Genomic DNA, 14231 nt, shown 5'->3' on the forward strand with positions numbered 1-14231 from the left:
TTCGCTTCGCTTTGCCTAGCTGTTCTGGTAGCCGTGGCGCCCGATGTCCGCAATGACCCTGCAAGATTCGGAATTCTCGAGCGGCGACCTCTGGGTGTTCGGCTATGGCTCGCTGATGTGGCGGCCGGGCTTCGAATTCGTCGAACGGGTGCCGGCCCGGCTGATCGGCGAGCATCGCGCGCTCTGCGTTTATTCCTTTGTCCATCGCGGCACGCCTGAAAAGCCCGGCCTGGTGCTCGGGCTCGATCGCGGCGGCGCCTGCCGCGGCATCGCGTTCCGGGTCGCGGAGCAGAACCGCGCCGCCACGGTCGCCTACTTGCGCGAGCGCGAACAGGTCACCTCGGTCTACCGCGAGGTGCAGCGCTCGGTGTGGCTGGAAAACGAGGCGCGGCAGCGCGTCAGCGCGCTGGCCTATGTGGTCGATCGCGGCCATGTGCAGTATGCCGGAAGGCTGTCGCTGGCGGACCAATTGCGTCACGTGCTGCAGGGTCATGGCCAGTCCGGCATCAACCGCGACTATGTGCTGGCAACGGTGAAGGCGATCGAGGCCGAAGGTTTTCGCGATACGCAATTGCATCAGCTGGCACTGATGCTGCACGATTCGCACCCGGTCTTGCACCGGAAAACGCCTGCGAAATAGGCGTTTGCGGCATTTTCGCCACCCTGCTTCGATGAGGTGGAAAACGGGGTGACGCAAATGGCGTTCTGGGCTAGGTGTCCCGCATGGGCACGACATCACGCCGTTTCGACGGCTTCTTCAAAAGCGAATTCAGGGTCAACGATGCCGTCGGACGCAGCGTCAGCTACGTCCGGGACGGCAAGCTATTGGGTGGCAATTCGGGGTTCGCCCACATCGGGACCTATCGTTTCGACGGCGAGGCGATCGCCGTCGAGGTGACCAGCCGCCGGCACAATTTCGGCGCCGATCATCAATCGCTGCTCGGCTCCGACATTTCGACCATTGCGGTCACCGGACGGGCCGTCGGAAAAGCGTTTTGCTTTGAGGGCGGCTCGCCGCAAATGCCCAACGCGACGTTTCGATCCGTGATGACGCCGCTCGACGAGAGCGAACTCGCAGCCCCCGGCACGATCGGCGAAGGCGGCATTTCCGACGGGCTGTACTCGATTCACCTCAAAATCCTGGACGGCGTGCCCGGCGGCTTGACCGGCGTCATGCTGCTGAACAACGGCCGCATCGTCGGCGGCGATGCCTTCTTCTATTACCTCGGATCGTATTCATCATCGAACGGCCGCTGGAAGGGCCAGATGGTCAATCAGGAACACACCCCGGCGCGGGGTGAAGACCCGGTGTTTGGCGGGCATGAAATCGGAATCGGGTTTTCCGGGACATGCGATGCGGAGGGCGGCACCCTCGAGGGTACCGCGCTCGCGGGCAAGCGAAGCATCCGGTTCGAAGCCGAGCTGAAACTGATCTGCGCGGCTTAGATAGAGCGCAGGCAACAACCATCAATTGGCTTGCGCGGTGGCCGGCCGGCGCGGCGCCGTCGAACCGGCCGGCTGATCGTCGGGCAAAACTTCGATGCCGATATCGGCGAGCCGCACCCGCACCTCCGCCGCGACATATTTCGCATATTCCGACAGCAGCAGACGGAAGGTCGCACCTGAGGTCCACCATGGCTCGTCGCGCCATTTTTCGCCGACCACCGCAAACGGGATCAGTTCGATATCCGGCATCGCATGCGACAATTCGACGATCGCCCGCGGCATATGGTAGTTCGAAGTCACCACGATCAGCGATTTGAAACCGCGGTCCTTGACCCAGCGCCGCGTCTCCGCCGCGTTGCTTCGCGTATTGACGGCCGAGCGGTCGAGATCGACGCAGCAGCGCAGCAGCGAATGGTTGTCGGGCAGCGTACGGGAGATGTCGCTGGCGGCGTTGGTCGGGTGCACGCCCGAAATCAAGAGCCGCTTGCCATAGCCGCCGGCCAGCAATTCCATCGCATCCGATACCCGCGACGAGCCGCCGGTCAGCACCACGATGCCGTCGGCATTGCGGGCCGGCTTGATTTCGACGCCGCGCAGTTGCGACAGGAAGCCGATGAAGCCCACCGCCGCGCCGACGAAGCCGAGCGCCAGCGTGGCGACGATGGTCGCACGCAGCCACCCTCGCGGCCGCACGGCCGGCGCATTCGGCGACGTATCGTCGGGTTGCACACGCATGCAGTTCTTGCTGTCCTCTCCGCTCGCAATTCTAGAAGTTTTTTGGGCGAAGTGGAGTCTGGTCCGGTGCCCTCCCCCGGATCAAGTCCCCGGCCATTGCTTCGCTCGAAAACGTTTCAATCAATGTCGTCCAGCGTCGCAAACAGCGTCCGCCGCGAGGCCCAGGCCGTGATCGCGGCGATCAGCACGGCCTGCGCCGCCAGCGCCAGATAGCCGGACGGACGCAGCGAAAACGTGCCCAGCAGCGCGGCGAATTGATCGCCGACCGGCGTGCCCGAGAACCAGCTCGCGATCGATTCCGAGAAACCAAAACCCAGCATTGCAGCGCCGCCGCCGATCAACCCGCCCTCGAGGCCGAGCCTGAGGAAATGCCGCAGGAAGCGGTTGGCGATGTAGCTGTCGCCGGCGCCGACGAAATGCAGCACCTCGACGATCGGGCGGTTCGCCGCCATCGCGCCACGCGTTGCAAACGACACCGAAATAATGGTCGCCACGATCACCAGCGCCAGGATGCCGATGCCGGCGAATACCGTCGCCCCGGTCATCGAGCGCATGCGCTCGATCCAGGCGCGGTGATCGTCGACGCTGGCGGAGGGGGCTGCCTGCAGCACCCGCGCGCGCAAGGCGGCGAGGTCGGGCGTGGTGCCCGGCTGCACCCTTGCTACGATGACGCGCGGCACCGGCAGTTGCTCGATCGACAGCCCGGTGCCGAGCCACGGCTCCAGCAATCTGGCCGACTCGTCCTTGGTGAAGGGCCGGACCTCGACGATGCCGGGCTGCGCCCGCATCGCCTCGACGGCCGCGATCGCATCGCGGTCGAGATCGCGGCCTGCCGAGGGACGCACCTGGATGGTGATTTCGCTGGCAACTTCCGATTGCCACTCCGCCGCCGACGCGCTTACCAGCAGCACGGTGCCCGTGGTGATCGAGGCGAGGAACGTCATGATCGCGACCACCGCGACCAGCGCGCGGCCGGAGATCGAGGCGCGCGGCACGATCGGCGACATGTTGCGCGCCCGCGCCGGGACCTGCGGGCGTTCGTGCCCGAGATCGACCAGCGGACCATGCTCGTCACCGGATCTACTCATAGATATGCAGCCGTCCCTGATGCAGCACCAGACGCCGCGCCTCGTACTGATCCATCAGCGTGATGTCGTGGGTCGCGATGATCACGGCGGTGCCCGACTTGTTGAGCTCGATGAACAGCCGGAGCAACCGCCGGCCCAGCGTCGGATCGACGCTGCCGGTCGGCTCGTCCGCCAGCAATAATTGCGGACGCGAGATCACCGCGCGCGCGATCGCCGCGCGTTGTTTTTCGCCGCCGGACAGGATCGGCGGCAGCGCATCCATGCGCTCGCCGAGCCCGACCCATTTCAACAGATCGATCACTTCGCGCCGGTAGCTGGATTCATCCCGCCCCATGACGCGGAACGGCAGCGCCACGTTCTCATAGGTCGTCATGTGATCGAGCAGGCGAAAATCCTGCAGCACGATGCCGATGCGTTTGCGCAAATCCGCAACCTGGTCCTTGCCGAGCAGCGAGACGTCGTGGCCGAACAGATTGACCAGACCGCGCGTCGGCCGCATCGACAGGAATAACAGCCGCAGCAGCGAGGTCTTGCCGGCGCCCGACGGGCCGGTGAGGAACTGGAAGGAATGGGCCGGGATCAGGAACGACAGGTCGCGCAAAATCTCCGGGCCGAGCCCGTAGCGCAATCCAACATTTTCGAACCGAACCAAGCTCAGCTCCGCTCGAGATGGGCCTCGGCTTCTGCCTCGGCCTCGACGTTTGCCTGGGCCTTGACCGGAAACCCATACCTTGGGGCTCGCAGCCCCAGGCTTTGGGCGCGAGCCGGACAAAACGGTTGTGCGACCGTTATGGTTTCCGATTCGTTAACGGTCGCTAGGTAGCATCGGCCCAAAGACACTGTGGAAACGGGCTCCATGCACATCGTCTGCCCCCATTGTACAACATCCTACGCGATCAAGCTGGCCACCCTGGGTGCCGCCGGCCGTACCGTCCGCTGTTCCCGCTGCAAGGAAACCTGGCTGGCGCGCCCCGAGGACGCGGTCGAGATCGCACCTGCCGTGCCGGCGATGGCGGAAGCCAGCCAGGGAACCGGAAATGCCGAGGCCGACGCGGCCGCCGAGTGGGAGGCCATGGCCCGCCAGGAAGAGGCGCAGGACCCCCCCGTGGTCGACAGCCCGTCGATTTCGGCCGATTGGCCCGCCGAGGGCGAAGGTTCCCGGGGAAATGAAGCCGACTGGCCGTCGGTCGCCCAGCAGGATGCCGAGGCGCATCAGGAGGCGGTTTCCACCCACCGCTCGCGGCTGGCCAAGCTGTTCCGGCTGCCCAAATTGCCGTCCATGCGGATGCCGTCGATCGGCGCTCCCGTCGCCTGCGCCGCGATGGGCGCACTGGTCGTGGCGCTGATGTTCTGGCGCACCGACGTGGTGCGGCTGCTGCCGCAGACCGCGACGTTCTACAAGATGGTCGGGCTCGAGGTGAATTTGCGCGGGCTGTCGTTCAAGGACATCAAAATCACCAACGAGACCGTCGACGGCAAGCCGGTGCTTGTCATCGAAGGCATGATCGTCGGCGAGACCAGGAAGCCGGTCGAATTGCCGCGGCTGCGCTTTAGCGTTCGCGACGAACAGGGCGCGGAGATCTATGCCTGGAACGCGGTGCTCGAGCAGCCGGTGCTGAAGCCGGGCGAGCGCGCCTATTTCAAGTCGCGGCTGGCGTCGCCGCCGCCCGAAGGCCGCAATATTGATGTACGCTTCTTCAACAAGCGGGATCTGGCCGCCGGCCGCGCGTAAACTTGGCCGGACGTCCCGCTCGCAAATGAGCTGTTGCCATGCCGCGTGTATTGATTGCCGACGACGAAGACTCGATGCGCTCCCTGGTGGCGCGCGCCATCGCCATGGACGGCCATGACACCGTCACCGCCGAGGACGGCGCCGAGGCGCTTGAAATCCTGACGCGCGAGAAGGGTGCGTTCGACCTGCTGCTCACCGACATCCAGATGCCCGTGATGGACGGGATCGCGCTGGCGCTGGCGGCGGCGCGCGATTTCCCCAACCTCAAGATTCTGCTGATGACCGGCTTTGCCGATCAGCGCGAACGCGCCTCCGGCCTCAATGCGATCGTGCATGACGTGGTGACAAAGCCGTTTTCGGTGGCCGATATCCGCACCGCGGTCGCCGATGCGCTGGCGGCAAGGAAGATGTAGCGCGGATCATCTTGTGAGCGGCTCAACCCTCCCCTGGAGGGGTCCGAGACAAGCGAAGCTTGCTCGTGGGTCGGTTCGCATGAAGCGCAGCGAAATGCGAAACGGGGTGGGGTGACGGTCTCTCACCTTGCACACTGTTCGTGTGGAGAGACCGTCACCCCACCCCGCCGCTTCGCGTCGACCCTCCCCCTCCAGGGGAGGGTAAGCACGCCGAAGCCGCTCTAGTAATCCTTCAGCAGCCGCTCGATGTAATCGAGTTCGATCTGCGGGCGGGCCGGATCGGCGAGGCGCCGGCGCAGTTCTTCCAGAATGCGGCGCACGCGTTGCACGTCGATCTCGCCGGGGATCTTCACCGAATAGTCGTCGCTGAACTCGTTGCTGCGCATTGGCCGCCCGAGCGGATCGGTATTCCGTTGCGCGCCCTGCTGCCGGCCGTTCGGATTGCCCGGGCCGTCTCCCGGCTGGTCGCCGTCGCCCTGCTGCATCGCTTCGGCGAGGCTCTGGGCGCCCTTGCGCAGCGCATCCAGCGCGCGGCCTTGCGAATCCACCGCACCGTCGGCGTTGCCTTCGCCGAGCCGGCCGGAGGCGTCACCCATCGCGCCATCGGCCTGCTCCAGGCCGTCCTCGCCGTCGCCCTGGTCGCCGCCGGGCTGGCCTTGCTGACCCTGCTGACCCTTTTCGCCGCGCTGGCCTTTCTCGCCGCGCTGGCTCGGACCCATGCCGCGCTTGGCGAGTTCTTCCTGCAATTTCTTCAAGCGGTCGCGCAGGCCCTGCTGGTCCTGCTGCAGGTCGCCCATGCTCTGCTCGCCCTGCTTGCCGCGCTGACGATCGCGCCGCGAATCCTGGCCCTGCTTGTAGGTCTTGTCGCGCAATTGCTGCTGCTTGCGGATCATGTCGCCGAGTTCGTTCAGCGCCTGCTCCATGTCGTTGTCGCCGCCCTGCCCGGGCTGCGCCATCTGCAGGTTTTCCAGCATCTGCTGCAGCTGCTCCAGCAATTGCTTTGCCGCATCCTTGTCGCCGGAGCGTGACAGCCGCTCCATCCGGTCGAGCATGCTCTTGAGATCCTGCTGGCTCAGCATCTTGGTATTGGGATCGAGCGGCCGCGCCAGTTGCTGCGGATTGTTCTTGAGCTGTTCGGCGAGCTGGCGCAGGAAATTATCCAGAGCGGCCCGCAGATTGTCGGTGAGCTTCTTGATCTCCTCGTCGCTGGCGCCGCGCTCCAGCGCCTGCTTCAGCGCCTCCTGCGCCGCGCGCAACGCCTTGTCGACATCGGTGATGTTGCCGTCCTCGATCGTGACCGCGAGCGACCACAGGCTCGCCACCACCTCGCGCATGGCGTCATCGGTGCGCGCCGCCTCGAGCTGGCGCGAGACGCTGTATAGGCCGAGATAATGGCCGGCTTCCGGCGTAAACAATTCCGGCGCGATCATCAGCGCGGCAAGCGCGGCATAGACCTGGCCATTCTGGTTGGCGTCGAGCGCCAGGATGCGGCGCTGCTCGATCAGCGCGCGCGCTAAGAGCTTGGTGAACAGCCGCTCCGGCAGCCGCATGTTGAACGGCTCGCTGCGGCCTTCATTGCCGGCCTCGTCCTTGGCCGTCAGCGTCAGCGTGACGTCGGCGCCGGCATAGGGATCCTCGCTGAGATCCTTGACGGTCTGGCCGACACCATTGCGGGTGCGCGCGTTCGGCAGGGCCAGCGGAAACTGCGGCGCCGGGAACAGCGGGCGCGCCTCGGCGGTTTTTTCGGCAGTCTTCTCGGCAGTCTTCTCGGCGGTCTTGTCTCCGCCCTTGGCGCCCCTTGCCGGTTCCTTGACGATTTCCCTGACTGCTTCCTTGCCGGGATCGGCCGGCCGGGCCGCGAAGGAGGCGCGCGCTTCGGTAACGCCGTAATCGTCCTCGAGCTTGTAGGACATCTGCAGCGAGCCACGGGCCTGGCGCTCGGGATCCTTCGCCAGCGAAATGGTCGGGGCACGGTCGGGCGTCGCGGCGAACCGCCATTGCGGCTGGCCGGCCGGCGCACGGACATGGGCGGTGCCGTCGCCGGCGATCTTGAAATGCCGCTCGTTGGTGCCCTTCGGCGCCTGTTCGCTGGGCGCGACTTCAGTGACGCCGCCGCCCACCACAACATCGATCGAGCCGCCGCTGGAGCGCACCAGCAGCGTGCTGCCGGCCGGAACCGCCAGCGGCCCGCTATTGGTTCCAGCGTCCTTGCTCGCGGCGGAAAGAATGATCGGCGGCTTGCTGGTGTAGACCGGCGGCGTCACCCAGGCATCGACCCGGACATTGGCCGGCGCCAGCACCCCGTTCCAGTCGAAGGCGGCTGCGATGCGCATCGCGCGCTCGTCACCGGCGGCAAAATAGGCCGCCACCGCCATCACCATGACCAGCGCACGCAACGCCCAGGGATCGTGGATCGGCAGCCGCGGCGACGGCAGACCGGCGCGGATCCGCTTGATCGAGGCCAGCGTCCGCTCGCGCTGCTCCTTCCAGAGGGCCAGCGCGATCGGATCCTTGCTGGCCAGCGTGTCGGTGAGCGCGGTCGCCGGGCGATGGCGAATGCCGGTACCGCGGTCGAGCCGGCTCAGGCTCTCTTCACGGGTCGGCCAGCGATAGCGCAAAATCGGGTACAACGCGCCGAGCGCGAGGCCTGCGAACAAGGCGATGCCGACGACACGGGCGACAAACGGCAGCGCCAGCCACAATCCGGCCCAGGACGCCACCAGAAACAGTCCGACGACGGTCAATAGCCGGGCCAGAATCGGCCATCCGCGCTCCCACGCGATCGCGTACTGGGCCCGCTGCAGGGCCTGCGTCAGTTGAAGCCGCGCCACCGCATCCGGCTCGCGCGCTGGCTCCGTGGGGTCAGGGTTGGCGCCGTTCAATAAACTCTCCGGGTTGCCGACAAATCAGCCTAGCACAGCGGCGGCAATGAGGCACCCGTTTCCACGGCCAACCCACACCCGGAAATACGCATAACACGAAGGCGTGACTGCGGGGCTTCCACCCCCTAACGTCCGCCCGAACCCGCAAAAATACCGCAAGAATACCGGAGGAACGTCATGGACAAGAAGACCTACGACAAGGGCCTGGAAGTGCGCAAAGCCGTGCTCGGCGAGGCCTATGTCAACAACGCCCTGAAGAACGTCGACGATTTCAACCGCCCATTCCAGGAGCTGCTCACCGAATATTGCTGGGGCGCGGTGTGGGGCCGCGAGGAACTGCCGCGCAAGACCCGCAGCATGCTCAACCTCGCCATGATCTCGATCCTGAACCGGCCGCATGAACTGCGCACCCACATCAAGGGCGCGCTGACCAACGGCGTGACCAAAGACGAGATCCGCGAAATCTTCATGCAGGTCGCGATCTATGCCGGCGCGCCCGCCGGCGTCGACAGCTTTCGCATCGCGCGCGAGGTGTTCGCGGAAATGGACAAGGCTTAGAACCGACCAACACTCCACCAAGAATTTTCCGTCATTGCGAGCGAAGCGAAGCAATCCACCTCGCCGCACAAAGAAAGAATGGATTGCGTCGCTGCGCTCGCAATGACGAAACAAGGAAAATCAACACCATGGAAATCGGATTCATCGGCCTCGGCAAGATGGGCTTCCCGATGGCGCGCCGCCTGATCGAGGCAGGCCACCAGCTCACCGTGTTCGATACGCGGAAGGAAGCCACCGACAAGCTTGTGGCGCTCGGCGCGCAAGTGGCGTCATCGCCAAAGGATATCGCCAATCGCTGCGAAACGGTGCTGGCGAGCCTGCCGTCGTTGCAGGCCTCGCTCGACGTCGCCACCGGCGCCGGCGGCGTGATCGACGGCAAGCGCGTCAAGCGCTTCATCGACCTCTCCACCGTCGGCTCGCAAATGGCAACGCGGATTCACGGCCTCCTGGCCGCGAAGAACATCGTGCAGATAGACTCTCCTGTCAGCGGCGGCGTCGGCGGCGCGGAAAAAGGCACGCTCGCCGTGATGGTGTCGGGCCCGCGCGCCGATTGCGACATGTTGAAGCCCGCGCTCGGCGTCATCGGCAAGGTGTTCTTCATTGGCGAGAAACCGGGTTCCGCGCAGACCATGAAGCTCGCCAATAATTTCCTGTCGGCCACCGCGATGGTGGCGACCTCGGAAGCGGTGGTGATGGGCGTCAAATCGGGGCTCGATCCGGCCGTGATGATCGACGTGATCAATGCCGGCTCGGGAATGAATACCGCCAGCCGCGACAAATTTCCGCGCGCGGTGCTGCCGCGGACGTTCGACTTCGGCTTCGCCACCGGTCTGATGGTGAAAGACGTGCGGCTCGCGCTGGACGAAATGAAGTCACTGGGGCTGTCGATGGAGGTCGCCGAAGCGGTCGGGCGCCTGTGGGAAGTGGTGATCCGCGATCAGGGCGAGGGGTCGGATTTCACCGAGGCGATCAAGCCGATCGAAAAGGCCGCGGGTGTGATCGTCGGCGGCGCCAAGGGCGGCAGTCACGCGGCGAAGTAGCGCGCCGCGCACCCCCGGAGCTCGATCGCTAATAGCCGCTAATAGCCTTGGCGATAACGCCGGCCGCTGCCTTCCGGACGTCCGCCGTAATACGGATTCTCGATGCACTGGGCGGGAAGGCCCAGCGCGGTCGCGTTGCATTGCTCCAGCGAGGTATAGGTGCATTCGATGCGTTCACCACCGAAATTCTGGATGGCCTTGAGGCAGACCGGATACCTCGGATTATAGGTCTGGGCGCGCGCCGGCGACGTCGCCGAAACCGCCGCCATCGTCAAGACAGCCAAAGCCAGAATGCGCATCGGAACCTCCTTTGAAATCGGCACAATGTCAGCGCGCGCTGACAAATATGCCTTGGGTCACAGCCACGGCGCCTGCCGGTCCATCGCGATCAGTTCGTCGACCTCGATGCGCGGACGCACCACCGCGAATTGATCGTTCTTGACCAACACTTCCGGCACCAGCGCGCGGGTGTTGTAAAAGCCTGATTGCACCGCGCCATAGGCGCCGGCCGTCATGATCGCCAGGAGATCGCCGGCCTTGGGCTCGGGGATCTGGCGGTCGAGCGCCAGATAATCACCGGTCTCGCAGACCGGCCCGACCACGTCGGCGGTGATCGTCGGCGTGCCCGGCGCAGCTTCGCGGACCGGCAGGATGTCGTGATGGGCCTCATACAGCGTGGGGCGGATCAGATCGTTCATCGCGGCGTCGATGACGACGAAATTCTTGGCGTCGCCCGGCTTCACGTAGATCACGCGCGCAACGAGGATGCCGGCATTGCCGACGATCATCCGGCCCGGCTCAAACATCAGCGTGCAGCCGAGATTATGCGTCACCCGCTTGACCATCGCGGCATAGGCTGACGGCAGCGGCGGCGCTTCGCGGTCCATGTGATAGGGAATGCCGAGCCCGCCGCCGAAATCGATATGCGAGATGTTGTGGCCGTCGGCGCGCAAGGTCCGCACGAAGTCGGAGAGAATCCGGAAAGCGGTCTCCATGCGGCTCAGATCCGTGATCTGGCTGCCGATATGCATGTCGGTGCCGGTGACCTCGATCCCGGGCAGCCTTGCGGCACGGGCGTAGACTTCGCGGGCACGCGCAATCGGCACGCCGAACTTGTTCTCGGATTTCCCGGTGGCGATCTTGGCGTGGGTGCCGGCATCGACGTCGGGATTGACGCGCACCGAAATCCGCGCGGTACGGCCCATTTCGACCGCGAGCCGCGACAACAGCTCGAGTTCAGGCTCGGATTCGACGTTGATGCAGAGGATATCCGCCGCCAGCGCGGCGCGAAGTTCCGCCTCGGTCTTGCCGACGCCGGAAAACAGGATCTTGTTTGCGGGGATCCCCGCCGCCAGCGCCCGCTTCAACTCGCCGCCGGAAACCACGTCGGCGCCGGCGCCGAGTTTCGCCAGCGTGCGCAGCACCGACTGGTTGGAATTGGCCTTCATGGCGTAGCAGACCAGCGTCTTCTCGCCGGCGAAGGCCTCGGTGAACACCCGGTAGTGGCGCTCCAGCGTCGCGGTCGAATAGCAATAGAACGGCGTTCCCACGGCATCCGCGAGATGGGAAAGATTGACCGCCTCGGCGTGGAGCACGCCGTTGCGATAGTCGAAGTGATTCATGGTGCGCCTTATAGCGTTTTCAAGCGAAGTGGGAACCGGTTCGCAGCGCAATCAAGTTTACGCAGATTGCGTGTACTTATCTGCGGCGGAAAACGCGTCAAAGCGAAATGCTCAGTTACCCAGCAGCGGGTCGAGTATGAATGGTTTCTTTTTGCCTCTGGCCGCCTCCGGCGGGGCGTCTGACCCGAAGCCCGGATTGTATACCCCCGGCTGCGCCGCGCGCTCGGTCTCCGAATCGGTGGCCGCGGATTGCGACGACGCATTCGAGGCGCTCGGCGGCAGATCAAGGCCGCCCTTGCGGCCGCAGCCGCCGAGCGCAAGCGCGCTCACGCTCAGCAGGATGATGGCCCATCCCGACGAAGTCGGCCGGTAGTTACGTGTCACGACTAAATCCCCAATGCGCGCCGCACCATACAAAGATTGCCTTGCGATGGCGAGGCCTGACGCCCCCATGAAACCCAAGAAAAACCCAAGAAATTACAGCGAAATTTTTGGCCTCAGCCCAATTTTCGCTCTTTTTCCAGCCGCTTCAGCCAGGACTTGGCCTGGGCTGTCACATTCTTCGGCGCCGTGCCGCCATAGCTGGTGCGGCTCTTGACGGACGCCTCCACCGACAATACGCGCAGCGCCTCTGCCGTAATCTTCGGCTCGACCTCCTGCATCGCCTTCAGCGGCAGCTCGTGCAGCGCCACGCCCTGTTTCGAAGCAAGACCGACGATGCGCCCGGTGACGTGATGGGCGTCGCGGAACGGCATTTTCAGCGTCCGCACCAGCCAGTCGGCGAGATCGGTGGCGGTGGCATAGCCCTCGCCCGCGGCCGCCTTCATCCTGTTCTCGTCGGGCACGAGGTCGGCAACCATGCCGGTCATCGCCCGGATCGCCAGCGAGAGGGCTGCGAACGCTTCCATCGCGCCCTGCTTGTCCTCCTGCATGTCCTTTTGATAGGCGAGCGGCAGCCCCTTCATGACGATCAAGAGCGCCGTCAGCGCGCCGATCACCCGCCCGGTTTTGGCGCGCACCAGTTCGGCCGCATCGGGGTTGCGCTTTTGCGGCATGATCGAGGATCCCGTGGTGAACTTGTCGCTCAGCCTGATGAGGCCGACCAGCGGCGAGGTCCAGATCACGATCTCCTCGGCGAAGCGCGACATATGCACCGCCGCGATCGACGCCGCCGACAGGGTTTCGAGCACGAAGTCGCGGTCCGAGACCGCGTCGAGCGAATTGGCCATTGGCCGGTCGAAGCCGAGCGCCTTGGCGGTGGCGTGGCGGTCGATCGGAAACGAGGTGCCGGCGAGCGCGGCCGCACCGAGCGGTGATTCGTTCAGCCGCTTGCGCGCATCCGCAAAGCGGCCGCGGTCGCGCGCGGCCATCTCGACATAGGCCAGGAGATGATGCCCGAGCGTCACGGGCTGGGCGGTCTGCAGATGGGTGAAACCGGGCATCACCGTGCCGGCGTGTTCCAGCGCCCGCTCTACCAGGACATATTGGAATGCCGCCAGCGCCGCATCGGTCTCATCGATGGTGTCGCGCACATACAGACGAAAATCGGTCGCGACCTGGTCGTTGCGCGAACGCGCGGTGTGCAGCCGGCCGGCGGCGGGGCCGATCAGATCGGTCAACCGGCTCTCGACGTTCATATGGATGTCTTCGAGCGCGCGCTTGAAATCGAACGACCCTTTTTCGATTTCTGACAGAATCGTGTCTAGACCTTTGCCGATATTTTTCGCATCACCGGCCGTGATAATGCCCTGCGCGGCGAGCATCGCGGCGTGGGCCTTGGACGCGGCGATGTCCTGGGAATACATGTGACGATCGACGTCGATGGAGACGTTGATTTCCTCCATGATCGCATCGGGACGCTCGGTGAACCGGCCGCCCCACATCTTGTTGCTCATGACTTCTCGCTCACGACTTCTTATTCAGGTGCTGGCTATTCAGGTCTGGCATTTATCGTCGAAACCGGCGAAACGCCGTGCCGGTTTCGGCCGTAACATGAGCACTGCATAGCCGTATCTGATACAGGATGACAAACGATATGCCCGAAACGCCTGCCCCTCGCCCGGCCGCCACGCGCCGGATCCCCATCGCCGTCGGCGCGGTCCTGATTGGGGCGGCGATCGGCTTTGCCGGGGTCTACGGGTTCGGCGGCTTCAAGCGCGGCTCGGGCGGCGATGCCGCCTGTGCGGGCGCGGTCGAGCTGGCGCGGAGGATCGGGCCTTTGGCGCATGGCGAGGTCGCCGCGCTGACCATGGCCACCAGCCCGCTCCGGCTCCCCGACCTCGCGTTCGAAGATGCCGAGGGCAAGCCCCGAAAACTCTCGGACTGGCGCGGCAAGACCGTGCTGGTCAATCTGTGGGCCACCTGGTGCGTGCCCTGCCGGAAAGAGATGCCGGCGCTCGACAGCCTGCAGACCAAGCTCGGCGGCAAGGATTTCGAGGTGGTCGCGATCAACATCGACACCCGCGATCCCGAAAAGCCCAAAAACTTCCTGAAAGAGGCCAATCTGACCAAACTGGCCTATTTCACCGACGCGAAAGCCAAGGTTTTTCAGGACCTTAAGGGCATAGGCAAGGCGCTGGGCATGCCGACTTCGATCCTGGTGGACGGCCAGGGCTGCGAAATCGCCAATCTGGCCGGTCCCGCCGAATGGGCCAGCGACGACGCGATTGCGCTGATCAAGGCCGCGGTGAAGCCGGTGACGGCGGGGTTCTAGAG

Annotated in this window: 15 protein-coding genes; 7 read left to right on the forward strand and 8 right to left on the reverse strand. The window is 64.9% G+C overall.

All coding sequences use genetic code 11. The annotated features are described in order from the left end of the window. Positions 1-43 precede the first annotated feature (43 nt). Together JQ600_RS33115 and JQ600_RS33120 are read left to right on the forward strand one after the other, a co-directional pair. Positions 44-640 carry a gamma-glutamylcyclotransferase gene (locus tag JQ600_RS33115; RefSeq protein ID WP_212392324.1) on the forward strand — a complete coding sequence of 199 codons (597 nt, stop codon included), beginning with the start codon at positions 44-46 and terminating at the stop codon, positions 638-640. Positions 641-723: 83 nt separating this feature from the next. Further along, positions 724-1446, forward strand: a complete 723-nt coding sequence (locus JQ600_RS33120) for a GrlR family regulatory protein (protein ID WP_212269587.1) — start codon at positions 724-726, stop codon at positions 1444-1446. A 21-nt stretch (positions 1447-1467) separates the two neighbouring features. Here JQ600_RS33120 and JQ600_RS33125 read toward each other — a convergent pair whose 3' ends face one another. The 3 genes from JQ600_RS33125 to ftsE all read right to left on the reverse strand — a co-directional run bounded on the left by JQ600_RS33125 (position 1468) and on the right by ftsE (position 3921). Beyond that, positions 1468-2181, reverse strand: coding sequence for a YdcF family protein (locus JQ600_RS33125; RefSeq protein ID WP_212269588.1), 714 nt, complete (start codon positions 2179-2181; stop codon positions 1468-1470). Positions 2182-2297: 116 nt separating this feature from the next. Further along, the gene (locus JQ600_RS33130) at positions 2298-3269 is read right to left on the reverse strand and encodes an ABC transporter permease (RefSeq protein WP_212269589.1); all 972 of its coding nucleotides are present in this window, start codon (positions 3267-3269) and stop codon (positions 2298-2300) included. Continuing rightward, positions 3262-3921: a cell division ATP-binding protein FtsE gene (gene ftsE, locus JQ600_RS33135; protein WP_212269590.1), complete on the reverse strand. Its 660-nt coding sequence runs from the start codon at positions 3919-3921 to the stop codon at positions 3262-3264. Before ftsE ends, JQ600_RS33130 begins: the two co-directional genes overlap by 8 nt. Before the next feature lie 204 nt (positions 3922-4125). Between ftsE and JQ600_RS33140 the strand changes: the two genes are divergently transcribed. Further along, on the forward strand, positions 4126-5001 hold the full coding sequence (locus tag JQ600_RS33140; protein WP_212269591.1) for an MJ0042-type zinc finger domain-containing protein: 876 nt from the start codon (positions 4126-4128) through the stop codon (positions 4999-5001). Between the two features lie 38 nt (positions 5002-5039). Next, positions 5040-5414 carry a response regulator gene (locus tag JQ600_RS33145; protein ID WP_212269592.1) on the forward strand — a complete coding sequence of 125 codons (375 nt, stop codon included), beginning with the start codon at positions 5040-5042 and terminating at the stop codon, positions 5412-5414. Positions 5415-5635: 221 nt separating this feature from the next. Here JQ600_RS33145 and JQ600_RS33150 read toward each other — a convergent pair whose 3' ends face one another. Further along, positions 5636-8296, reverse strand: coding sequence for a TIGR02302 family protein (locus JQ600_RS33150; protein WP_212490311.1), 2661 nt, complete (start codon positions 8294-8296; stop codon positions 5636-5638). A 177-nt stretch (positions 8297-8473) separates the two neighbouring features. Between JQ600_RS33150 and JQ600_RS33155 the strand changes: the two genes are divergently transcribed. Further along, entirely contained in the window at positions 8474-8854 is a 381-nt protein-coding gene (locus tag JQ600_RS33155) for a carboxymuconolactone decarboxylase family protein (protein WP_212392321.1), read from the forward strand. A 128-nt stretch (positions 8855-8982) separates the two neighbouring features. Beyond that, positions 8983-9894 (forward strand): NAD(P)-dependent oxidoreductase, encoded by a 912-nt coding sequence (locus JQ600_RS33160; protein ID WP_212392320.1) that lies wholly within the window; start codon positions 8983-8985, stop codon positions 9892-9894. 38 nt (positions 9895-9932) lie between these two features. Here JQ600_RS33160 and JQ600_RS33165 read toward each other — a convergent pair whose 3' ends face one another. The 4 genes from JQ600_RS33165 to argH all read right to left on the reverse strand — a co-directional run bounded on the left by JQ600_RS33165 (position 9933) and on the right by argH (position 13411). Then, positions 9933-10193, reverse strand: a complete 261-nt coding sequence (locus tag JQ600_RS33165; protein WP_212392319.1) for a DUF3551 domain-containing protein — start codon at positions 10191-10193, stop codon at positions 9933-9935. A 57-nt stretch (positions 10194-10250) separates the two neighbouring features. Beyond that, on the reverse strand, positions 10251-11516 hold the full coding sequence (gene lysA, locus JQ600_RS33170; protein WP_212392318.1) for a diaminopimelate decarboxylase: 1266 nt from the start codon (positions 11514-11516) through the stop codon (positions 10251-10253). Between the two features lie 111 nt (positions 11517-11627). After that, a complete protein-coding gene (gene lptM / locus JQ600_RS33175; protein WP_212392317.1) occupies positions 11628-11900 on the reverse strand; it encodes an LPS translocon maturation chaperone LptM in 273 nt (90 codons plus the stop codon). 113 nt (positions 11901-12013) lie between these two features. Next, positions 12014-13411 carry an argininosuccinate lyase gene (argH, locus tag JQ600_RS33180; RefSeq protein WP_212392316.1) on the reverse strand — a complete coding sequence of 466 codons (1398 nt, stop codon included), beginning with the start codon at positions 13409-13411 and terminating at the stop codon, positions 12014-12016. Positions 13412-13539: 128 nt separating this feature from the next. On the opposite strand from argH, the gene tlpA reads away from it, so the two are divergent. Further along, positions 13540-14229 (forward strand): thiol:disulfide interchange protein TlpA, encoded by a 690-nt coding sequence (tlpA, locus tag JQ600_RS33185; RefSeq protein ID WP_409363358.1) that lies wholly within the window; start codon positions 13540-13542, stop codon positions 14227-14229. The last annotated feature ends 2 nt before the right edge of the window (positions 14230-14231 follow it).

The organism is Bradyrhizobium sp. AUGA SZCCT0176 (assembly GCF_018130145.1).
Classification (GTDB): domain Bacteria; phylum Pseudomonadota; class Alphaproteobacteria; order Rhizobiales; family Xanthobacteraceae; genus Bradyrhizobium.